Genomic DNA, 20211 nt, shown 5'->3' on the forward strand with positions numbered 1-20211 from the left:
GGGTTTACATGAACAAATGGTTTATTACCTTGCTCTTCCTGAGCCTGCCCTGGTGGGCTAATGCCGCGCCTCCTGCCAAGCGGGCTTTGCTGGATATTGCCGATGTGCAGGGAATGCGAACCAACCAGCTGGTGGGCTATGGCCTGGTCGTCGGCCTGTCGGGTACGGGAGATCGTAGCCAGGTCAAATTTACCGGCCAATCCATGGCCAACATGCTAAAGCAGTTTGGCGTGCAGTTACCCGATGATCTCGATCCCAAGCTTAAGAACGTCGCTGCCGTATCGGTACAGGCGACGCTACCAGCCTTGGCTGGCAAGGGACAGCTGGTGGATGTAACCGTGACCTCAATCGGGGATGCCAAGAGCCTGCGCGGTGGTTCACTGCTGTTGACACCATTGCGTGGTATCGATGGGGACGTGTACGCAGTTGCTCAAGGGAATCTAGTGGTCGCCGGCGTCAAGGCTGAGGGGCAATCCGGTTCCTCTGTGACCATCAATGTGCCGACGGCAGGCATTATTCCCAATGGCGCCATCATTGAGCGCGAGGCAGTCAGCAACTTTGCGGATAAACCCGAGGTGACGCTCAATCTGCGCCAACCCAATTTTAAAACGGCCCGCAATGTTGAGCGGGAAATCAACCGCCAGCTTGGTCCAGTAGCCAGAGCGGTGAGTGCGGGGCGGATCCAGGTCACGGCTCCCAAGGATGAGAGTCAGCGGATCTCTTTCATGGCGCTACTGCAAGACATTCAGGTCGACATGGGCAAGGAGCGGCCCAGGGTGGTGTTTAACAGCCGGACCGGGACAGTTGTGATGGGGCAAGGGGTCAAGGTACACAAGGCTGCGGTTAGCCATGGTAGTTTGACCGTGACCATCGGCGAGAGCCAGAATGTCAGTCAACCCAATGCTTTCTCCAATGGACAAACGACGACGACACCGAACTCGAAGATCCAGGTGGATAGAGAGCGAAACAACATGTTTGTCTGGCCGGATGGCACTTCGTTAGAGGTGATCGTCAAGGCAGTTAATTCACTCGGGGCAACTCCAGATGATGTAATGGCCATTTTACAAGCTCTCGATGAGGCCGGTGCCCTCGAGGGAGAATTGGTGGTCATCTAAGGATCGTTATGACCAGAATAACGTCAGAGCCTGGTTTTTATCAGGATCTCAATGAATTGCAGCAGATAAAGAGCAATCCGGATCAACGTGCTGCGCTGGATGCTGCAGCGGGCCAATTTGAAGTGAGCTTTTTACAGACAGTGCTCAAACATATGCGTTCAGCCTCTGACGCCATGCAGGATGAGGATGACAAGATCATTAAAGGAGAGGAGCTATACCGCGACATGTATGACAGTCAGTTGGCGATGAGTCTTGTCAAGCGTGGTGGTATGGGGTTGAAAGAGCAGATGGTCAGTCAATTAGCACCGACATTAAAGAATGCCGAGTCTGTGGTCGCTTCAGAACCACATACCCTGGCTGCCTTCAGTCAGCCTCTGAATTCGGCAAAAATGAGGAAAGTTGACTGATGTCGATGCTCAATATCGGTTTTAGCGGACTTAACGCGGCCCAGATCGCGTTGAACGTCACCGCCCAGAATATCGCCAACGTCAATACCATAGGCTATAGCCGCCAGGAAGCCATGATGGGCAGTTTGTCCGGCTTTGGTCGACTGGACAACGGTATGGGGGTAGAGGTAACCGGTGTTCGCAGGATCACGGATGACTACCTGGTTTCACAGCATTGGCGCAGTCGCTCTTCCACTGGCGCTTCTTATTCCTTTCATCAGTACATCAATACTACCGAGCAGTTGTTGGGTAGTGAGTCGATGAATATCGCCAAGGGACTGGACAGTTTTTTTGCCTCCTTGAGTGCTGCACTCGATAGCCCGGAAACGCCAGCACAGCGCAGCCAGATCGTCAGTTCTGCCGGTGCGTTGGCCAACAGATTTGGCCAGTTGAATGAGAGCATGCTGACACAAGAGAAACAGATCGACGATCAACTGAACAGCACTGTCTCTCAGGTCAACAGCTACCTGAAACAAGTGGCCGAGCTGAATACCCAGATTAGCGAGCAGGCTTCCAAGGGGGTCAACACCTCGGTACTGGAAGATAGTCGCGAGCAAATTGTGCGTGAGTTGTCGACCTTCATGGAAGTTAGGGTCAACCGACAAAGTGACGGTTCATTCTCGTTAAGTTTGCCTCAGGGACAGCCACTGGTATTGGCTGGTAGTAGCAGTACTCTCTCTTTGGCTGGTGATTCGCTCAGCCTCAGCTTTGGACCTCAGTCCTTTGATGTCCCCAAGCTGCATGGTGGCAGTCTGGCCGGGGTGCTCGAATACAGGACGACAGTCTTGCGCCCGCTCCGTGACGAGCTTAATCAGATAGCAAAGAAACTGGCAGATGATTTTAATGCCAAGCAGAGCGGAGGGGTCGATCTGCATGGTAACCCGGGGAAATCTCTCTTCACGTACGATCCACTCAATCCGTCTGGAACCCTGAAGATTGCGGATGGCTTCACTGGCGATGATCTGGCTTTTGCCAAGGCGGGCGGCGGTAGCGGTGACAACCGCAACTTGCAAGAGCTGCTGACCATCAAAGATAGCCAATATGATGCCTACAGTGCCTTGCTTGGCCGGATGGCGGTACAAAGTGGCCAAGCCAAGGCCACCATGGAGGCGGATGCCAATATGGAGAAACAGCTGGCCACCAAACTGAGCAGTGTCAGTGGGGTCAACACCGATGAAGAAGGGGTCAAGATCATGGCCTATACCAAGGCATATCAGGCCAATGCCAAAGTGATCAGTACTTCCGATCAGCTCTTCAATTCCATCCTGAACATGTTCTGACGGAGTGACCATGCGCATCAGCACTAACCAGATCCAACTCAGCATGCTCGACAATCTGCAACATGGTTTCGGTGAATATGCCCGGCTTGATCGCCAGATATCGGCTAACAAACGTATCCTGCAACCCTCGGATGATCCCGTGGGGAGCGTACGGCTGCTCGGGTTGAAGAAAGAGCAGGTTGCCATGGAGCAATATCAGAAAAATATTGCCAACGCCAAGAGCCAGCTCTCCCAAGGGGAGATTCAGCTTGAATCCATGACCAACATGCTGATGCGATTACGTGAGCTGACCCAAACCGCGGCTACTGGCTCGCTGTCCGGAGATGATCGCCGCGCGGTGGCCAGTGAGACTGCCGTTATCAAGGATGGTTTGCTGGATCTGGCCAATGCCAGAAACGAGAGTGGTTCGAGCCTTTTTGCTGGCAGCCAGGTGAACCAGACTGCGATCGTTAAAACCCCTGCTGGTGATTACCAATATCAGGGAGATGCCCTGATCCGGGAAGTCAGTATCGCCAAAGGCGTGACCGTGGGGCTCAATCAGACGGCAGACCAGCTGTTCACCCAGAATGGAGACTTCTTCAAGCAGCTGGATGCTATGGTAAATGCCATGGAAAGCGGTGCTCCCGATGCAGCGGATCAAGCTCGGAACATGCTGGATAGAAGCAAGACATTACAGGACGATATCAGCCAGATGGTTAGTTCTATTGGTGCTCGTATTAATTTGCTTGATCAAGTGGATGAAGGGCATGCAGAGAAGGGTGTCTATAGCAAGGAAGTGAGTAATCAGATAGAGTCCCTCGATTATGCCAGTGCCGTCACCCAGCAAGCTCATGTGCTGATGGCCTTGCAAGTGCAACAACAGGCATTTGCCAAGGTCAACGGTTTGAGCCTGTTCAACTACATGCCATAAATTCAGGTTCAGGGAGCCATGATGCAGATCCAACAAACCCGTTTGGGCGGAGTGGCCGAAACACCTCCTCAGCCCCGACTGCGCGGGCGCGTGACTGCTCAAACTACGTCCCAGTCAGCCAGCAAAACGGAACGTCACCCCAATATTGTCCGGCTGGATCGCTGGGCTCTAATCGGCACGGCTCAGCAGCGAATTGCCCATGCCCAGGGGGGGGAACAAGCCTTGAGCCAGGTGTGGGGTGAGTTGAAACGTCTAGAGCAGCAACTCGGCCAAAATCGTACTGTGAGTGGCGATCTGGTATCGCGCCTGAAATTGTTAGAAGAGAAGTTGACCCAACCTAAGTCCCCCTTGACCTCAGAGCTGAGGCCGCGCCTGCTGGCCTCTGTTACGGATAGCCGCGTTCATTACAGTTCCGAGCGACTCGATTTGCTTACCCCCAAGGCGAGTGCCGAGCGTCTTGTTTTCTCTTTTCCACAAACCAGTAGTGCAGCTGAAGTTATATTACCTGCCGGAGCCAATGAGGCTGAAGTGGTCTCCATGCTGGATCGGGCTCTGCGCAAAGAAAATATCCAGGTACGGTTAAACGAACTCGGAAAGCTTGAATTGAGTGTGCCTGACCAGCACAGACGTAAACTTGATGAACCCGTGTTGTTGAGTGGAGAAGGCATCCGGATTCCTGCGGGAAATCCTATCCCGGTTCAATTCAAACCCAAACCAGGGCAACTGACTCAACTTGGCGAGGGCATCGACAAGGGTGAGCTCAAGCAGGAACAGCAGCGCCTAAAGCGGCTGCTTGGCGAGATTGAACAGTCCGTGCGTGAGCTCAAACAGTTTCGCCAGAAAATGGTCAAGCAGCTCGTTCGAGTAAAGGCGCGTAGTCAGAACCTTAAACAGGAAGAGCTGGAGCAGTTGCAAGTCAAGCTCAGCCAGCAGCTCAAGGACGGCGGTTTTATGGGGACTATGTCAGGCCTACTGGCTCAGGCAAATATTTCTCGCCAGAATGTGGTCGCCTTGCTGACCTGAAGCGGGGAGTGTGACCCTAGATAAAGAAACCGCCAGCGATATGCTGGCGGTTTTGCTTTAGGGTTTCAGTAAGGCATAGAGGCTGAGATCCGAGGCGAGGCTCGATTTACTCAACCCTTGCTCTATGGTCTTGAGAAAACCCACATTGTGCTGACGTATGGTGTGGTAGCTGTAAAACAAGTTAACGACATCCTGTTCTTCCAGCTCCTTCTCCAGGGCCAGCAGGCAGAGGTAGTTGCGTAGCAGGAAGTAGTCGATCACCAAAAATTGATAGGCCTGGGACGGGGCGTGCTGCTGCTGAGGAAAGTTGTGGTGATAGACGTAGTAGAGTAGGTAGTTGTTCATGATCTGGGGGCGAGCCGCTAGGAAGGGCGAGACCTTGTCGTACCAGGCTTGCTGCAGCTGTACGAGTTTCTCCTCATCATATACCCCCTCCAGCAAGAGATTGATCTTGTCAAGGCAGCGCTGCATGGTCTGCCGCCCCCGCCGTCCCTGTGAATAGGCCAGCAGCTGATGGGTGATTGTGCGTAGTCCCCACCACTGTAGCCGCGGCAAGACCGGCAGTTGCTCGAATATGGTGAGCAGTTCCCCCCCCTCGGCCAGCATGGCCACCTGATCCAGGAAGTCTTCGTGTGACAGCTGCGCAGGATCCCGGTGGATCAGCATGCCGATCAGCCACAGTCGTATTTCGACGGGGATATCGGTGGCTGCCAGCACATGGATGCTCAGACTGTGCAGGGTTGCCATTGCGGCGGAAGGCGGGGAAGTGAATGGTAGACGCTGATCCAGCGCGGTCACCTCGGTCTGCATCGCGATGGGGTCGAGTAATAGCTGCCGACAGACCTCGGGGCAGGAGAGCATCAGGGACTTCCTGACCTGGTTGCCGATGCGCGAATGGGATCTGGGATAGGTCTTGCAGGTATGGCTCAGTGCTTCCGCACCGGCCTTGCTGTGGATGTGGCACAGACGGTTCTCGTCAAGGAAGGGGCAAGCTCCCTGTTCATCGAGCAAGATTTCCCCCCAGTGCTCGTTGCTCTGTTTCACCTTGCGGATATGCAATTTACTCAGAGATTTGACGGTAGGATCTGGGTGTTGCTCGTAGTTGCGGAAGGTATTCTTGTCGATGCTGATGGTCCAGCTATGACAGCAGTTATCCTCGCAGCGATCGCCGATGCACTGGAAATGTTGAACGAAGTGAGGGGTATAGAGGAAAGCTGCCATGTCGCTGTCCGGTGATGGAAGATGGCGCTTTCTAAGCAATAACCATGCCGAGTACCCCAGCTCTACGGCGGTGAGCTGGCTCACGGCGGAAGAGCGGTGAGACAAAAATATGCAGTGACCAGTCTACATTTCTGCGAGAAAGGTGTCGCCTATATCTGATGTCAACCTAACAGGCTGCAGTGCAGCGACATATCGAGGAATACATCATGGGCTTGTCCATTCACACCAATTTTGCGTCTCTGACCACCCAGAGCCAGCTTAATACCACCAACAAGATGCTGGGTACCGCCATGCAGCGTCTGGGTACCGGTCTGCGCATAAACTCCGCCGCCGATGACGCAGCCGGTCTGCAGATGGCGACCCGTCTACAATCCCAGTCCAGCGGCCAGAAAGTGGGCATGCGCAACGCCCAGGATGCCATTTCCATGATGCAGACCGGTGAAGGTGCCATGGACGAGATGAGCAACATCGTTCAGCGCATGAAGGATCTGGCTACTCAGTCTGCGAACGGCACCAGCACAGCTGAAGATCGTAAAGCCATGGATGCCGAATTCACCGAACTACGCGCCGAGCTGGATAACATCAGCAACAACACCACCTTCGGCGGACAAGAGCTGCTGAAGACTGGCAAGGGCTTCCAGGAAGATGTGACCTTCCAGATTGGTGGTACTGGTGCCGAGAAGCTGGAGCTGAAAAAAACTGGCACCTTGGCCAAGGCGCTGGCTGAAGTTGTGGGTACCGGCAAGGGTACCGATGGCGCAGCCGTCAAGGCTGGTATCGATGATCAGGCCAAGGCAACTGCCTCCATGGCTGAGCTGGACACCTTCTCCCAGAAGATCGGTGAGTCCCGTTCCGCCTTCGGTGCCAACATCAACCGTCTGGAGCACACCGTCAACAACCTCTCCAACATGAAAGAGAACACCGACCTGGCGAACGGTCGCATCATGGATGCCGACTTCGCCCAGGAGAGTACAAACATGACCAAGAACCAGATGCTGATGCAGGCTGGTATGTCTGTGCTATCCAACTCCAATCAGATGACTGGTATGGTCACTTCCCTGCTACGCTAATCTCAGTGGCACTCATCCTTGGGGTGAGTGCCATCTTCTTACTGTCCCTCTCCCCCTTTTTTCCATTTTTCATCTCCTCCTCATATTTTTCGTTCTCCATTCAAGTCTTCGCTAGCACCTGTCGCTTTACATTCTGTGTAGAGTTACCCGCTGCGTTGCAGCCTTTTGAGGAGTAGATCATGGGTTTGTCCATTCATACTAATTTCGCTTCGCTGACCACCCAAAGCCAGCTGAATTCCACCAACAAGATGCTGGGCACTGCCATGCAGCGTCTGGGTACCGGTCTGCGTATCAACTCTGCTGCCGATGATGCAGCCGGTCTTCAGATGGCTACCCGTCTGCAAGCCCAATCCAGTGGCCAGAAGGTGGGCATGCGCAATGCTCAGGATGCCATCTCCATGATGCAGACTGGCGAAGGTGCCATGGACGAGATGAGCAATATCGTTCAGCGCATGAAGGATCTGGCAACCCAGTCTGCGAACGGTACCAGTACTGCTGACGATCGCAAGGCCATGAATGCCGAATTTGGCGAGCTGCGCGCCGAGCTGGACAACATCACCAGCAACACTACTTTCGGTGGCCAAACCCTGCTGGCCAAGGATCAAGGTTTCCAGAAGGCCGTGACCTTCCAGATTGGTGGCTCCGCCGCCGAGAAGCTGGAACTTAAAGACGATGGCACCCTGGCGACCGCCCTTAAGGGAGTTATTGCCGACGATAAAGGCACCAAAGGTACCGCGGTTGCTGCCGGGATCGATGATCAGACTAAGGCCACTGCAGCTATGGCCGAGCTGGACACCTTCTCCAAGGGAATAGGTGAAGCCCGCTCCGCGTTCGGTGCCAACATCAACCGTCTGGAACACACCGTCAACAACCTCTCCAACATGAAAGAGAATACCGACTTGGCGAACGGCCGTATCATGGATGCCGATTTTGCCCAGGAGAGCACCAACATGACCAAGAACCAGATGCTTATGCAGGCTGGCATGTCCGTGCTGTCCAACTCCAACCAGATGACCGGCATGGTCACTTCCCTGCTGCGTTGATGGTTCCTTGGCTGCCCGTATGGGCAGCCTCTTGTTTCGCGTGTTTGTCGAAAAGTGATTCTCTCGTCCGTTTTCAACAGGCATGCCACAGATAAAAGGATGTGATGATGCAAGTAGATCCGGCCAGCATGGCGATGCAACTGGTAGCTATTGAGCGCCAGAACATGGATAAGCTGTTGAAGAAGCAGATGGACAGTGTCAAGGGGCAGCAGAGCGCCATCAGTGCGCTCAACACCAAGTTGTCTAGCTTCCAGACCATGCTCAAGGATTTGAACAAGGCGACCAACCTGCAGGCCCAGAAAGCTACCATGTCCCAAGACGGAATCATGACAGTGACGAGTAATGGCAAGGCCAGCTCGGGCCAGTACAACTTCTTCGTGGAGCAACTGGCACAGTCCCATCAGGTCGGATTGCAACTGGACAGTGATACTGCTCTCCTGCCAGCAGATGGAGTGCTCTCTCTGACCGTCAAGGGCAAGGCCATCGACATCGATCTGTCAAGCCTGCCGGCAGGTGCTACCGCCAAGGATCTGGTCTCTGAGATCAACAATGCCAAGGACAATCCTGGCGTGAAGGCAACCCTGGTGCGAACCGATGGCAAGGTCAGTATGGTGCTGACCAGCAAGGATAGCGGGGTGGAAAATGCCATCACTCTCAACTATAGCGGAGATGCCTCCAATGCGCTGGGGGTTGCCGTCGCCGGCAAGACCAATATCACGCAGGCACAAGACGCCAAGTTGCAAATGGGGGGAGATAAACCGCTGACCATTACCTCCGCCAGCAACAAGATTGAAAATGTGGTTGATGGGCTGACGTTTCAGCTGACCAAGGCCCAGAAGAGCGGTGATGCCCCCTTGCTGGTGACAGTGGATCAGGACAAAGAGGCCGTCACTGGCTCTCTCAAGAAGTTCGTCGACAGTTATAACGAACTGGTCGATGAGCTGGCCAAGATGACCTCCAGCGATCCCAAGGCGCCGGGGGCGCTCTCCTCTGACAGTGGTGTGCGTAGCCTCAAGAGTATGTTGTCCAACAGCGTGCGAGACCTGCCCAATGGTTTGAGCCTCAGTAGTCTCGGGATCAAGACCGACAAGACCGGCAAGCTCTCCTTCAGTGAAACTGATTTCAACAAAGTACTGGAGAAGGACCCCGAGATACTCGGCAAGGCGCTGATGGGGGATGATGGTTTGCTCAAGCGGATGACTGACTCTCTGGATCCTTATACCAAACGTGATGGTGCCTTGAAGGGACGCAAGAGCGGATTGGAGGCCAGTGAAAAGCGTGTAAATGAGCGTATGGAAGCACTGGATCGTCGTATGGATTCCGCGTATAAGCGCTATCTCAACCAGTTCACCACCATGAACCAAATGTTGCAGACGATGGGCTCACTCTAAGCCAGAGTCAGTCCCACCATTCGTTGCTTCTTATCCCGAACAAGCGAGTTGTACATGTTTGAACACCAAGATGGCTACGATGCCTACCAGTTTGCTGCTACTCAGGCCAAGGCTGCCAGTGCCGATCCCCATCAGCTGGTGCTGATGCTGATGGATGGTCTGCTTGATGAGATGGCCAGGGCGGAAGGCCATATTCTTGCCAAGCAGTTTGAGCGCAAGGGGCAGACTATCAACAAGTGCCTGCAAATCTTGGGGGGACTTGATAGTGCTCTGGACATGGAGAAGGGCGGGGAGCTTGCAGCCAACCTGCACCGTCTTTATGACTACTGTGGTCAGCGTTTGTTTGAGATCAGTGTATCCAACGATGTCGCCGGGTTTGCCGAGGTTCGTCGTATTCTGCTGGAATTGAAGGAAGGTTGGGAAGCGATGGCGCAGCATCCTCGCTAATGCGGAAGTTATTCTTCCCCTGTTTCAACTCAATACCGCAGCCATTATCTGAAATTCCTCAATTCCATATCTGGCTTGCTCCTTGCTAGTCGGTAAGGTCATCTTAATTAGGGGCCATTATCATGTCGATGACCGGGTCTAAGCCGCTCAGCACAGAATTAGAGACTCGCCAGCGTCAGCTGTTGGGGCTGGGTCGCCTGATCTTGCAACAGGCGCGTGCTGGTCAATGGGAAGCTGTGCGTCTGACCGATAGCCGTCTGGCTCAATTCATTCAACACATGCTCAAGCAACCGGACTTGTGGTCATCATTGGAGCCAGCCCGGGCACAGGTACGCAACTGGCAACAGGAGGCCCTGTTGTTATGTCAGCAAGAAACGGCCCTGCGTGAGCAGGAATGGCACGATCTGTCTCGGAAACGTGAGGGGTTGCAGGCTTATGGTGAGGTACAAGAATGGGCATGATCCAGTTTTCCGGTGTCGACAGCGTAGCTAACCTTGAATCGAGCGGGTTCAACCGTCTTGCCCGTCAGCCTGACGAGCAAGGCGAAATGTACCAACCCCTGGATCTCCCGTTTACAGAAGAACTCACTGCACTGCCAGCAGAGGTTGTTGACGACGCTCATGCTGGCACCGATGTGGTTGATACGGCGCCAGAAGATGCGACTGAACAATTGGAGTCCTTCACCAACATGCCACCCGTCTTCATCCTGAATGATGAAGTTGTGAGGTTATCATCTGCACGACTTGCTCAGCCCGATGCGGAGATGAATAGCGGGAAGGAGGGCGGCGCCGTTCAAGATCGTGCCCCATCCATACTTGCTCAACCGGATCATAGCGGGAAGGAGGGAGGAGCCGTTCAAGATCGTGCCCCATCCATATCGGTGGCATTGCGTTCGTTGTCGGCCTATGGGCGGTCGGAGACGGAAGTGCCGCATATTGTTGAACAGACCACGTTGGGCAAGGATAAACCTGCGTTATCTGTGACCGATTTCTCACGAATGATGGTGGGGCAGCAAGCAGCCCAGACTGGCGACTTGCCATTACGCGACAAGCTGATAGCAAGTTTGCAACCCTTGCTGGGCGCTGAGGTTCCAGTCGAGCATGATTCTGGTGTGCCTGAGCTCAAGGGGGGTATGGGAAACCTCTTGTCATCGCCTCTTTCCAGGCCCTCAGAGTATCAATGGGCCCCCACCAAGTTGGCCGATAATCCGGCGCATTGGGGCCAGCAACTGGTAGATGTGTTGAAGGACAAGGTTGAGCTCCAGGTCAATCAACAGATCAAGCAAGCACATATTCGTCTTGACCCGCCTGAGCTGGGGCGGCTTGAACTGACAGTTCGGGTCGATGGTGACCGTCTCAACGTTCAGCTCAATGTAACCAATCCCGCTGTGCGAGATGCATTGATCCAGTCAATGGAGCGACTGCGAATGAGTTTGGCCCCCCATCATGCTGGTGGTGTCGAGGTCAATGTTGGTCAGGGAGGCGAGCAGGGGCAGCAGGAAAAATGGCAGCAACAGCAAATTATGGCCGGCAGGCGGCAGTGGCAAGAGGATATCGAACCAACTGACAGCACTATGCGGGATTGGTTGAATACCCTGGTCTGATTTTTATTATCCGGCAATAGCAAGAGTGATTTCATATTATGCGGCGTGTCATGAAGTGGTTGATGGTGGTCGTGATGGCCCTGTGTCTATTAGCCGTGTTGGCCTATGGCGTTTATCTAAAGCGTGATTTGGTCGCCGTGTGGCTGGGGCTGGCCGAACCCAAGCCAGAGTTGAGTGCAACTCCATTGTTCAAACCGATGGAGCGCTTTGTCATCAGTCTGGAAGGGGGGGCAGAGTCTCATTATCTCGTGCTGGAATTGGCTCTGGTTACTCATAATCCGGCACAACTTAATACCCTCAATGAGCTGACTCCGCTCATCCGCAATGCGATGGTGCAGTATTTCAGTCATCGCACACACGATGATGTGAAAAAAGAGTTGCAGAATATCACGGCATTGCAAAGCTCTTTGCTCGGCAAACTGGTTGCGACACTACAGGGCTATGGGTACAAAACCTATCTGGATGAAGTGTTGATTACCAAGGTATTGGTGCAATAACAACGACATGATGGATGCCGATTGGGATACACCGCCTGAGCTTACCCATTCGCCCCCTCGCACGGGTGAGCAGGCAATATTGACTCGTTATTTGCCGTTAGTGAAACGGGCTGCCAGCCACCTGCGTAGCCAGGTTTCTGCCTGCTTCGATCAGGAGGATATGGAGCAGGTTGGCATGATGGGGTTGCTGGAGGCCTGGCGTCGTTACGATAGTGAACCGGACCCCCAATTTGAAAGCTACGCCTTCAAGCGTATCCGTGGTGCCATGCTTGATGAGCTTCGGCGTCTGGATTGGCGGCCCCGTCAACTACGCCAGCAGGTGCACAGCCACAATCAAGCCCAACGAGAACTGTATAACCGTTTGGGACGAGCTCCGACTGAGCAGGAACTGGCTGTATCTCTGAATTGTACCGTGGAGGAAGTGCGCCAACTGGCATATGCCAGTCAAGCCGAAGCGTTACAGAGTCTGGAAGAGTGGTTGGAGAATGGAGGCAAGGCGCCGGCCACTGAGTCTGATGATGTCGATATGGCCATGACCATCAGCAAGGTTCTCACCTCATTGGACAAGCGGGAGCAACTGCTGCTCTCACTCTATTACCAGCAAGAGTTGAATATGAAGGAGATCGCGCTGGTGTTGGGCCTGACTGAATCACGTGTCTGCCAATTGCACAAACAGTGCGTCCTTCAGCTCAAACAGCGTTTGGTCGACTCCATATATTAATGCTTCACCACTTGTGGTGGAGCTCTTTGAATTCTGCGGGAGCGTTCATGCAAAAACAGATAGGTCTTGGCGTCATTTTCATTTGTGTGCTGGGGGGGTTCATGATGGCGGGCGGCAAACCGATTGCCTTGTGGCAGCCAGCTGAGCTCATCATCATCATAGGCGCTGCGGTCGGCTCCATGTTTCTTGGTAACTCGAAAGAGGTGATGCATGAGATGTGGCACCAGATGAAGCAGTGCTTCAAATCCAACAAGGATGAAAAAGAGATCTACCGCGAGCTGCTGACCTTGATGCACCAATTGCTGGAGGAGACTCGCAATAAGGGCATGAAGGCACTAGATGAGCATATCGAAAACCCGCAACAAAGCTCAGTATTTTTAATGTACCCCCAGATATCGGAAGATCCTCAACTGCTCGGTTTCATCATTGATAACTTGCGTTTACTGGGAATGGGCAAGATTACGCCCCATGAGCTGGATACCATGCTGGAACAGGAGATCATGGCCATCGAAGAGGATATGCTCAAACCGGCACATGCCCTGCACAAGACAGGTGAGGCTTGCCCGGGTTTCGGTATCCTGGCTGCGGTGATGGGGATCATCATTACCATGCAGCAGCTGGATGGTCCCTTGAGCAATATCGGTGTGCATGTAGCTGCCGCGTTAGTGGGAACCTTCATTGGTATCTTCCTTTGTTACTGCTTGCTGGAGCCCATCAGCAATGCCATGGAAGAGATGGTCAAGCGTCGGATCGGACTGCTGATGTGCATAAAATCTATTCTGATTGCCCAGCTTCGTGGCAAAACCCCGCTCATCTCGGTCGACTCGGGTCGCAAGATGCTGGAACCAGACGTCAAACCCAGCTTCCTTGAATTGGAAGAATGGGTGACGAACAGGGCCATGTAATGCGTAACCACGAACAGATCATCATCAAACGCCAGCAACGGCGCAGTAGTGCCCCTAAAGGTGGTGGAGCCTGGAAAGTGGCCTTTGCTGACTTCACTTTGGCGATGATGGCATTTTTTATGGTGTTATGGATCTTGGCGGTTTCCAGCCAGGAGGAGCGTGAAGCGGTGGCCAGTCGTTTACGTGACTACAGCATCATGGACAGTGAAGCGAACCCGTTCGATATCAGCAATAGTCCCTACCCAGTGGATCTGGGAGGAAACCCATCCGTACTGGAAGAGCTCAGTCCCAAGTTTGTAGAAGAAGGGCAGCGGATGCCGAAGCATATGGAGCGAAATCGCAGCATCTTTTCTGACGGAGTCAGCGGAGGTTACGAGAACCTGCTGGTGGGGAAAATTGAAGGTGAGGCGCAGATGAAGCAACTGGCCGGGTTCATTGGCTCGTTGGCGGACCAGATGCAAGCCAAAAACAACCTCGAGCTTCAATTGGTGCCGCAAGGATTGAGGATTCTCATTCGTGATGATGATGAGCGCGAGATGTACAGTCGTGGGAGCGCACGGATCAGCCCCTTTTTCCGGCATATGCTGATGGCGTTGGCTCCCATATTTCAGCGAGTTGAGAACCGGGTCATGATCTCGGGCCACACCGATAGTACCCCCTTTGCGGGTGACAACTATAGCAACTGGGAGCTTTCGTCCGATCGCGCCATGATGGCAAGGCGGGTCTTGCTTGCCGGAGGCATGCCCCCCGAGCGGGTGGGGCAGGTCGTTGCCATGTCAGATACCATGCTTGAAAATACAGCTGATCCACGAGGCAGCCAAAACCGCCGCATCGAACTGTTGGTAATGACAAGCCAGGCGGAAAAAAATCTGGAACAGTTATTCAGCGCGCAAACGCAAGCTGCAGTGAAGCAAGCCAAGGACGACACTTCTCATGGAAAACCTTGAAATGGATCTGCCTGGATCAGATGTGCTGAGCGATCCTCGGCGTAAGGTCCCCCGTTGGTATTTGCATGATGGTAGTACTCCGCTGGAGTCACAAAGCTGCGGTATTGCTGCACGTCTTATGGTGTCGGGTCTTCTGTTCGATAAGAGCATCGGTAGGGCCGTGATCAAGGATATAGGGCCAGGGGGCGTTGGTTTTCTGGCTCCTGCGCGTTTTATCCTGCCCGAGATTGTCAGTCTGTCGCTCTCCCCGCGTATTGTACTTGATTGCCAGATAACTCATCGGCGCCCAATCGGCCAATATTTGAGCTTTTATGGTGCCCGTTGGTCAGAGCCAGAATCAGTAGACTTGTCGCCAGTGCTTAGCCATTGGCGACATTGCTTCATGGTGTCAGGAGGGGTCGCTTCGTCTCCAGTCCCAGTGGATCCGGTAACGACTCCAGTCTGATCGCCTCACGGCTCATATCCAGCCCCCTTGCTGCCTTCAGCAGCAAGGGATCATGCAAGCTTTCCAACGAAATAGCTTTTTGAAGGAGAGTCGACCCATGTTTTGTGGGTGGTAGAGTAACCTTTCCACGGCTATAGACGATGGGACAGTTGGTTACTCCGGGTGCACTGGGTAGCTGCCAGGCTGGATTCCAGCGGCTTGCCTCATTCATGGCCACGCCTTTTGCCATTGCCCAATCGAGTAATGAACACCCATTCGGGTGCCGTATTACCTGCAAATTTTCCCCTTCCTGCCAAGATGGTAAAACGAATTGGTATTGTTCTGCACGATCCAGCAGTTGAGATAGCGCGATGAACCGGGCTACATATAGCCGTGTTTCTGTTGGAAGCGATAGCTCCCACACATTGCGAGTTCCAGCATCGAGTATAGCTTTCAGTACTCGTCCCTCGCCCGCGTTATAAGCCGCCAGAGCCAGCAGCCAATCTTGACCAAAAAATTGATAGAGCCAACTGAGATAGGTTAGTGCCGCATCTGTTGCGAGTGGTAGCGAGTAGCGTCCATCGAAACCTGCAATCATGGGAATGGAGAAGCGAGCAGCGGTAGCAGGCATCAACTGCCAAGGCCCAGCAGCTCCTGCAGCAGATACCACATCCAGTCGATAACTGCTCTCAATTAAAGGAAGGAAAACGAGCATGGTAGGCAGCTTGCGCTCACGAACCTGTTGCTCGACCCATCGGATCATAGGTTGTGACTGAGTAATCCGTTTTTGCAGATGGTCGCGTTGCCGCAGTAAAAACTGAGTCTGTTGAGTAACTAGTTCGACCCCTCTTCCTTGTATAGGGGTAGGAAAACCAGCCTGCCAATGATAGTTATGATAGGAATAACAATAGGGTGAAGTCAGTAACAGTGTGCCGACTAGCCAATAGAGTGCCCGAGTCATGATTCCAGGGTGATGCAAGGAGAGCTGAACAATAAAAACATGATATATCTCAACAGTTTTTAACAGTTCCTGTCGACTGTTCATGTGGTATCCAGGACGTGATAAGCATGATAGCACGAGTAAAAAAGACCCCAAAATCGGGCAAGGCGATCCAGAAGTTTTTACTTTATTTGATTCTCGCCAATTTTGTGTTGATGGGACTCTATGTCATGCATGCTGGGGAGCTGACCTTTGGTGCGAATCTCCTGCTGACATTTTTGCTGATCATCTACAATCTGCTGCTTTGCCAGCTGGTTTGCTTGCGTGCGCGGCGAGCAGGCGATGACTACATTATTTACCCTGTGGTAGGCGTCAGCATCATTTTGTGTGCTGTGGTACTGTATCGCTTCATAATTTCTCCCTGATTATGGTGGTTTATACACCATGCCATAATTAATCGATTTTATTTCTGAACAAATAACCTGTGGAAAATCAACTCATTTAATCCTTAGTGACCAAACGCTGCGTCAATATGTTCCCCATGCCCGATATCCTCGCTTGAAAAGCCCTCAGCACGTCCTTAAACTTCAAGGTGGGGAAAAGTGGATCAAAGTGGTTTTTATCGGGCGATTTGCCCCCTTAACTCATTTTCAGGGACTGCAATTTGTTGCGTGGTGCACATGCCATCAGCCTGGACAGTAAAGGGCGACTGGCGATTCCGACCAAGTACCGTGATTGGCTGCGCGACGAAAGCGACGGCCAGCTGGTCTGCACCATAGATATTGCCCATCCTTGTCTGCTGCTTTACCCCCTGAACGAATGGGAAGAGATCGAGCGCAAGCTCAAGATGCTCTCCAGCATGAATCCCGTAGAACGCCGCTTGCAGCGGTTGTTGCTCGGCCATGCGACCGAATGCGAGCTGGACGGCAATGGCCGTCTGCTGCTCAGCCAGCCACTGCGCAGCCACGCAGGGCTGGACAAGAAGATCATGCTGGTGGGCCAGCTCAACAAGTTTGAGCTGTGGGATGAAGCCCGCTGGCAACAACAGGTCAATGATGACATTCAGGGCCTGCCTGAGGATGACTGGGCAAGCTCGCCACGACTACAGGATTTTTCTTTATAAATGACCCAAGCCGCTGAACACATCACAGTGCTGTTGCACGAAGCCGTTGAAGGGCTGGCCATCAAGCCGGACGGCATCTACGTGGACGGTACTTTTGGCCGTGGTGGTCACTCTCGTCTCATTCTCCAGCACCTTGGCCCCAATGGCCGGTTGATCGCCATCGATCGGGATCCCCAAGCCATTGCCGAGGCGGCCAAGATCCAGGATCCGCGTTTTGAAATAGTGCATGGTCCCTTCTCCGGTATCGTTTCCTATCTGGATGAGCGCGGTTTGCTGGGCAACGTGGATGGCTTCCTGCTGGATCTCGGTGTCTCTTCACCCCAGCTGGATGATGCCGAACGTGGTTTCAGTTTCATGAAGGACGGCCCGCTCGACATGCGCATGGATCCCACCTCCGGTCAGAGTGCCGCGCAGTGGCTGGCCCGTGCCGATGTGGATGATATCGCCTGGGTCTTGAAGACCTTCGGTGAGGAGCGCTTTGCCAAGAAGATAGCCCGGGCTATCGTCCACGATCGGGTCACCGAGCCCTACGTACGGACCCGCCAGCTGGCTGAGATGATTGCCCGGGTCAATCCGAGCAAGGAGAAGGGCAAGCACGCCGCCACACGCAGCTTCCAGGCGATCCGTATCTATATCAACAGCGAACTGGATGAGATAGAGACAGCGCTGGACGGTGCCCTGCAGGCGTTGGCGCCAGAAGGGCGCCTCTCCGTCATCAGCTTCCACTCGCTGGAAGACCGGTTGGTGAAACACTTCATCCGCAAGCACGAGAAAGGCCCCGAAGTGCCGCGCGGCATCCCCTTGACCGAAGCTCAACTGGCCGGTGGTCGCAAATTGAAGTCGGTCGGCAAGGCGCTCAAGCCTTCCGAGCACGAAGTCACCGAAAACAGCCGATCCCGCAGCTCTGTGCTGCGGGTCGCCCAGCGTCTGGCGGAGTAAGTCATGAGCGAGGTGCGTGTTCATCTGGCCAAAGAGATCCTCGCTGATCTCTGGCGGCACAAGTTGCCGGTTGTACTGGCCTTTGCCGTGCTGATCACCGCCTTTGGCGTGATCCTGGTGACCAACATGACTCGCGGTCTGACAGCCAAGCAGAACGATCTGATGGCCGAGGAGGATCGACTCAACATCGAATGGCGCCACCTGCTGCTGGAACAGGGCACCCTGGCTGAGCATTCCCGAGTGGCGAGTCTGGCCATGGACAAGTTGCAGATGGCTCGCCCGCTGGTGACCACCGAGAAGGTAATTACACAACCATGAAACGCAAGGCATCTGCCAAGACTCCACCCAAAGCCAAAGCGCCGTCACTCTATCCGTGGCGCTTTCGCACGCTGGTGTTCTTTATCGGCATTGCGTTTGCCGGCCTGATCCTGCGGCTGGCCTGGATCCAGGTAATTGACCCGGATCGACTGCGCCAAGAAGGGGATATGCGTTCCCTGCGAACCACCTCCACCCAGGCTGTGCGTGGCATGATCACGGATCGCAACGGCGAACAGTTGGCGGTGTCAGTACCGGTAGAAGCGGTCTGGGCCGACCCCAAAACCGTGCACGAATCTGGCGCCATCCATAATGAGCGCGCCTGGCTCGCGCTCTCTGCCGTGCTCAAGCTCGACATCAATACCCTCAAGCACCGCATCTCCAACCCGAGCAAGCGCTTCGTCTACCTGCAGCGGCAGGTGACACCGGCGGTGGCGGAATACATCAAGGGCCTCAAGCTGGGCGGCATTTATCTGCGTCCCGAGGCGCGTCGCTTCTATCCGACCGGCGAGATCAGCGCCCATCTGGTGGGGGTCACCAACATAGATGGCAGTGGCATCGAGGGGATCGAGCGCAGCTACAACGAGTGGTTGACGGCGACGCCGGGCGAGATGCGGGTGCGCAAAGACCGCCAGGGCAGAGTCATAGAGCGACTCGGGCTGGTCAAAGAGGGCAAGAACGCCAACGATCTGCAGCTGAGCATCGACCAACGGGTACAGGCGCTAGCCTATCGTGCCCTCAAGCGTGCCACCGACGAGAACAAGGCGACGTCCGGCTCCATGGTGATGCTGGATATCAAGACCGGCGAGGTGCTCGCCATGGTCAACACCCCCTCCTACAACCCGAACAACCGTGGTCAGTACCAGAGTTTTCGGGTGCGCAATCGTGTAGTGACAGATACCTATGAGCCGGGTTCGACCATCAAGCCCCTGATCCTGTTGAGCGCCCTGCAGGCGGGGGTCACTAGTTGGAAGGACATTATTCCGGGTGGGCCCCTGTTTATCGGGGCCAAGCAAATCCGCGACGTGAGTATCCATAAAGCGACCAACCTGTATGACATATTGCGCTACTCCTCCAACATCGGCATGTCGCGCATCGCGCTGCGGATGCCGGCGCAGGAGATGATCAATACCCTCAGCATGGTTGGCTTCGGCATGGATACGGGCAGTGGTCTGATGGGCGAGAGCGGCGGCATGCTGCCCCAGCGCCGCCGCTGGTCCGATATCGAGCGGGCAACCCTCTCGTTTGGCTATGGTCTGCGGGTCACCCCGCTGCAACTGGCGTCTGCCTATGCCACTCTGGCCAACAAGGGCAAGCGGGTGCCGCTTTCCATCGTCAAGGTAACCACGCCGCCCAAGGGTGAGCAGGTCATCGACCACAACAATGCCACTGCCATGCTGCAGGCGCTGGAGTATGTGGTCAGCAATGCCATCCCGAAAGCACAGATCCCTGGCTATCGGGTTGGTGGCAAGAGTGGTACCGCCAAAGTCGCCGTCGCCGGCGGTTACGGCAAGGACTACATGGCCTGGTTTGCCGGTTTCGCCCCGGCCAGCAATCCCCGTTTCGTCATGGTGGTGGTGATCAACGAGCCAAAGGGCAGCGCTTACTATGGCGGTGCCGTGGCGACGCCACCGTTTGCCGAGGCCATGGGTGGGGTGCTGCAACTTTTCAATATTCGTCCCGATGCAATACCGCCTTCGGTACCGCCCAAACTTGCCCGTACGGAGGCCACCCATGCTGCGCCACGTACTTGATCTGCTGCATTTCTTGTTTGTTTCTGTTGTTTTCGGGGCCTTTTCCATGTCGCTTTACCGTTTGAGCACCCGCCTTCTCGCCCGTACGGAGGCTTCC

At 54.3% G+C, this 20211-nt stretch carries 22 protein-coding genes; 20 read left to right on the plus strand and 2 right to left on the minus strand.

What is annotated here, in order from left to right:
- Positions 1 to 8: 8 nt before the first annotated feature.
- The 5 genes from fgIL to GWQ27_RS16695 are packed head-to-tail and all read left to right on the plus strand — an operon-like array spanning position 9 to position 4774.
- Positions 9 to 1115, plus strand: a complete 1107-nt coding sequence (gene fgIL / locus GWQ27_RS16675) for a lateral flagellar basal body P-ring FlgIL (RefSeq protein ID WP_275907814.1) — start codon at positions 9 to 11, stop codon at positions 1113 to 1115.
- An 8-nt stretch (positions 1116 to 1123) separates the two neighbouring features.
- Complete coding sequence (locus tag GWQ27_RS16680) at positions 1124 to 1522, plus strand: rod-binding protein (protein ID WP_275907815.1); 399 nt, start codon at positions 1124 to 1126, stop codon at positions 1520 to 1522.
- Positions 1522 to 2841, plus strand: a complete 1320-nt coding sequence (gene lfgK, locus GWQ27_RS16685) for a lateral flagellar hook-associated protein LfgK (protein WP_275907816.1) — start codon at positions 1522 to 1524, stop codon at positions 2839 to 2841. Before GWQ27_RS16680 ends, lfgK begins: the two co-directional genes overlap by 1 nt.
- 10 nt (positions 2842 to 2851) lie before the next feature.
- Positions 2852 to 3751, plus strand: coding sequence for a lateral flagellar hook-associated protein LfgL (lfgL, locus tag GWQ27_RS16690; protein WP_212539602.1), 900 nt, complete (start codon positions 2852 to 2854; stop codon positions 3749 to 3751).
- Positions 3752 to 3772: 21 nt separating this feature from the next.
- On the plus strand, positions 3773 to 4774 hold the full coding sequence (locus GWQ27_RS16695) for a hypothetical protein (protein ID WP_275907817.1): 1002 nt from the start codon (positions 3773 to 3775) through the stop codon (positions 4772 to 4774).
- 57 nt (positions 4775 to 4831) lie between these two features.
- Here GWQ27_RS16695 and fliB read toward each other — a convergent pair whose 3' ends face one another.
- The gene (gene fliB, locus GWQ27_RS16700) at positions 4832 to 5995 is read right to left on the minus strand and encodes a flagellin lysine-N-methylase (RefSeq protein WP_275907818.1); all 1164 of its coding nucleotides are present in this window, start codon (positions 5993 to 5995) and stop codon (positions 4832 to 4834) included.
- Positions 5996 to 6201: 206 nt separating this feature from the next.
- Here fliB and lafA (GWQ27_RS16705) point away from each other — a divergent pair, with 206 nt between their 5' ends.
- From lafA (GWQ27_RS16705) to lafU, 10 genes are all read left to right on the plus strand, one after another.
- Positions 6202 to 7065: a lateral flagellin LafA gene (lafA, locus tag GWQ27_RS16705; RefSeq protein WP_212539604.1), complete on the plus strand. Its 864-nt coding sequence runs from the start codon at positions 6202 to 6204 to the stop codon at positions 7063 to 7065.
- A 179-nt stretch (positions 7066 to 7244) separates the two neighbouring features.
- Positions 7245 to 8108: a lateral flagellin LafA gene (lafA, locus tag GWQ27_RS16710; RefSeq protein WP_212539605.1), complete on the plus strand. Its 864-nt coding sequence runs from the start codon at positions 7245 to 7247 to the stop codon at positions 8106 to 8108.
- A gap of 107 nt (positions 8109 to 8215) precedes the next feature.
- Positions 8216 to 9499 carry a lateral flagellar capping protein LafB gene (gene lafB, locus GWQ27_RS16715; protein ID WP_275907825.1) on the plus strand — a complete coding sequence of 428 codons (1284 nt, stop codon included), beginning with the start codon at positions 8216 to 8218 and terminating at the stop codon, positions 9497 to 9499.
- Positions 9500 to 9553: 54 nt separating this feature from the next.
- On the plus strand, positions 9554 to 9946 hold the full coding sequence (gene lafC, locus GWQ27_RS16720; RefSeq protein ID WP_042867958.1) for a lateral flagellar export chaperone LafC: 393 nt from the start codon (positions 9554 to 9556) through the stop codon (positions 9944 to 9946).
- Between the two features lie 122 nt (positions 9947 to 10068).
- A complete protein-coding gene (locus GWQ27_RS16725; RefSeq protein ID WP_275907819.1) occupies positions 10069 to 10407 on the plus strand; it encodes a LafX in 339 nt (112 codons plus the stop codon).
- Positions 10398 to 11549: a lateral flagellar hook-length control protein LafE gene (gene lafE, locus GWQ27_RS16730; protein WP_265452033.1), complete on the plus strand. Its 1152-nt coding sequence runs from the start codon at positions 10398 to 10400 to the stop codon at positions 11547 to 11549. The genes GWQ27_RS16725 and lafE overlap by 10 nt, the downstream gene beginning before the upstream one ends.
- Positions 11550 to 11587: 38 nt before the next feature.
- Positions 11588 to 12046 (plus strand): lateral flagellar basal body-associated protein LafF, encoded by a 459-nt coding sequence (lafF, locus tag GWQ27_RS16735; protein ID WP_059112815.1) that lies wholly within the window; start codon positions 11588 to 11590, stop codon positions 12044 to 12046.
- 7 nt (positions 12047 to 12053) lie between these two features.
- Positions 12054 to 12767, plus strand: coding sequence for a lateral flagellar system RNA polymerase sigma factor LafS (gene lafS, locus GWQ27_RS16740; RefSeq protein WP_059112816.1), 714 nt, complete (start codon positions 12054 to 12056; stop codon positions 12765 to 12767).
- Positions 12768 to 12814: 47 nt separating this feature from the next.
- Positions 12815 to 13672, plus strand: coding sequence for a lateral flagellar motor stator protein LafT (lafT, locus tag GWQ27_RS16745; RefSeq protein ID WP_059112817.1), 858 nt, complete (start codon positions 12815 to 12817; stop codon positions 13670 to 13672).
- On the plus strand, positions 13672 to 14619 hold the full coding sequence (gene lafU / locus GWQ27_RS16750) for a lateral flagellar motor protein LafU (RefSeq protein WP_059112818.1): 948 nt from the start codon (positions 13672 to 13674) through the stop codon (positions 14617 to 14619). Before lafT ends, lafU begins: the two co-directional genes overlap by 1 nt.
- 380 nt (positions 14620 to 14999) lie before the next feature.
- Here lafU and GWQ27_RS16755 read toward each other — a convergent pair whose 3' ends face one another.
- The gene (locus GWQ27_RS16755) at positions 15000 to 15854 is read right to left on the minus strand and encodes a lytic transglycosylase domain-containing protein (protein WP_059112827.1); all 855 of its coding nucleotides are present in this window, start codon (positions 15852 to 15854) and stop codon (positions 15000 to 15002) included.
- 257 nt (positions 15855 to 16111) lie between these two features.
- Between GWQ27_RS16755 and GWQ27_RS16760 the strand changes: the two genes are divergently transcribed.
- The 5 genes from GWQ27_RS16760 to GWQ27_RS16780 all read left to right on the plus strand — a co-directional run bounded on the left by GWQ27_RS16760 (position 16112) and on the right by GWQ27_RS16780 (position 20114).
- Entirely contained in the window at positions 16112 to 16408 is a 297-nt protein-coding gene (locus GWQ27_RS16760; RefSeq protein WP_059112819.1) for a hypothetical protein, read from the plus strand.
- 239 nt (positions 16409 to 16647) lie between these two features.
- Positions 16648 to 17106, plus strand: a complete 459-nt coding sequence (mraZ, locus tag GWQ27_RS16765) for a division/cell wall cluster transcriptional repressor MraZ (protein ID WP_021140324.1) — start codon at positions 16648 to 16650, stop codon at positions 17104 to 17106.
- The gene (rsmH, locus tag GWQ27_RS16770) at positions 17107 to 18045 is read left to right on the plus strand and encodes a 16S rRNA (cytosine(1402)-N(4))-methyltransferase RsmH (RefSeq protein ID WP_275907820.1); all 939 of its coding nucleotides are present in this window, start codon (positions 17107 to 17109) and stop codon (positions 18043 to 18045) included.
- A gap of 3 nt (positions 18046 to 18048) precedes the next feature.
- Positions 18049 to 18363, plus strand: a complete 315-nt coding sequence (gene ftsL, locus GWQ27_RS16775) for a cell division protein FtsL (protein WP_005314205.1) — start codon at positions 18049 to 18051, stop codon at positions 18361 to 18363.
- Positions 18360 to 20114 carry a penicillin-binding transpeptidase domain-containing protein gene (locus tag GWQ27_RS16780; protein ID WP_219597965.1) on the plus strand — a complete coding sequence of 585 codons (1755 nt, stop codon included), beginning with the start codon at positions 18360 to 18362 and terminating at the stop codon, positions 20112 to 20114. Before ftsL ends, GWQ27_RS16780 begins: the two co-directional genes overlap by 4 nt.
- Positions 20115 to 20211: the final 97 nt, after the last annotated feature.

The organism is Aeromonas sp. 5HA1 (genome assembly GCF_029237245.1).
Classification (GTDB): Bacteria; Pseudomonadota; Gammaproteobacteria; order Enterobacterales; family Aeromonadaceae; genus Aeromonas; species Aeromonas salmonicida.

Bases quoted from the DNA above. Each gene is read 5' to 3' on its own strand.
- fgIL (WP_275907814.1), top strand. From the start codon at position 9: ATGAACAAATGGTTTATTACCTTGCTCTTCCTGAGCCTGCCCTGGTGG.
- GWQ27_RS16680 (WP_275907815.1), top strand. From the start codon at position 1,124: ATGACCAGAATAACGTCAGAGCCTGGTTTTTATCAGGATCTCAATGAA.
- lfgK (WP_275907816.1), top strand. From the start codon at position 1,522: ATGTCGATGCTCAATATCGGTTTTAGCGGACTTAACGCGGCCCAGATC.
- lfgL (WP_212539602.1), top strand. From the start codon at position 2,852: ATGCGCATCAGCACTAACCAGATCCAACTCAGCATGCTCGACAATCTG.
- GWQ27_RS16695 (WP_275907817.1), top strand. From the start codon at position 3,773: ATGCAGATCCAACAAACCCGTTTGGGCGGAGTGGCCGAAACACCTCCT.
- fliB (WP_275907818.1), bottom strand. From the start codon at position 5,995: ATGGCAGCTTTCCTCTATACCCCTCACTTCGTTCAACATTTCCAGTGC.
- lafA (WP_212539604.1), top strand. From the start codon at position 6,202: ATGGGCTTGTCCATTCACACCAATTTTGCGTCTCTGACCACCCAGAGC.
- lafA (WP_212539605.1), top strand. From the start codon at position 7,245: ATGGGTTTGTCCATTCATACTAATTTCGCTTCGCTGACCACCCAAAGC.
- lafB (WP_275907825.1), top strand. From the start codon at position 8,216: ATGCAAGTAGATCCGGCCAGCATGGCGATGCAACTGGTAGCTATTGAG.
- lafC (WP_042867958.1), top strand. From the start codon at position 9,554: ATGTTTGAACACCAAGATGGCTACGATGCCTACCAGTTTGCTGCTACT.
- GWQ27_RS16725 (WP_275907819.1), top strand. From the start codon at position 10,069: ATGTCGATGACCGGGTCTAAGCCGCTCAGCACAGAATTAGAGACTCGC.
- lafE (WP_265452033.1), top strand. From the start codon at position 10,398: ATGGGCATGATCCAGTTTTCCGGTGTCGACAGCGTAGCTAACCTTGAA.
- lafF (WP_059112815.1), top strand. From the start codon at position 11,588: ATGCGGCGTGTCATGAAGTGGTTGATGGTGGTCGTGATGGCCCTGTGT.
- lafS (WP_059112816.1), top strand. From the start codon at position 12,054: ATGATGGATGCCGATTGGGATACACCGCCTGAGCTTACCCATTCGCCC.
- lafT (WP_059112817.1), top strand. From the start codon at position 12,815: ATGCAAAAACAGATAGGTCTTGGCGTCATTTTCATTTGTGTGCTGGGG.
- lafU (WP_059112818.1), top strand. From the start codon at position 13,672: ATGCGTAACCACGAACAGATCATCATCAAACGCCAGCAACGGCGCAGT.
- GWQ27_RS16760 (WP_059112819.1), top strand. From the start codon at position 16,112: ATGATAGCACGAGTAAAAAAGACCCCAAAATCGGGCAAGGCGATCCAG.
- rsmH (WP_275907820.1), top strand. From the start codon at position 17,107: ATGACCCAAGCCGCTGAACACATCACAGTGCTGTTGCACGAAGCCGTT.
- ftsL (WP_005314205.1), top strand. From the start codon at position 18,049: ATGAGCGAGGTGCGTGTTCATCTGGCCAAAGAGATCCTCGCTGATCTC.
- GWQ27_RS16780 (WP_219597965.1), top strand. From the start codon at position 18,360: ATGAAACGCAAGGCATCTGCCAAGACTCCACCCAAAGCCAAAGCGCCG.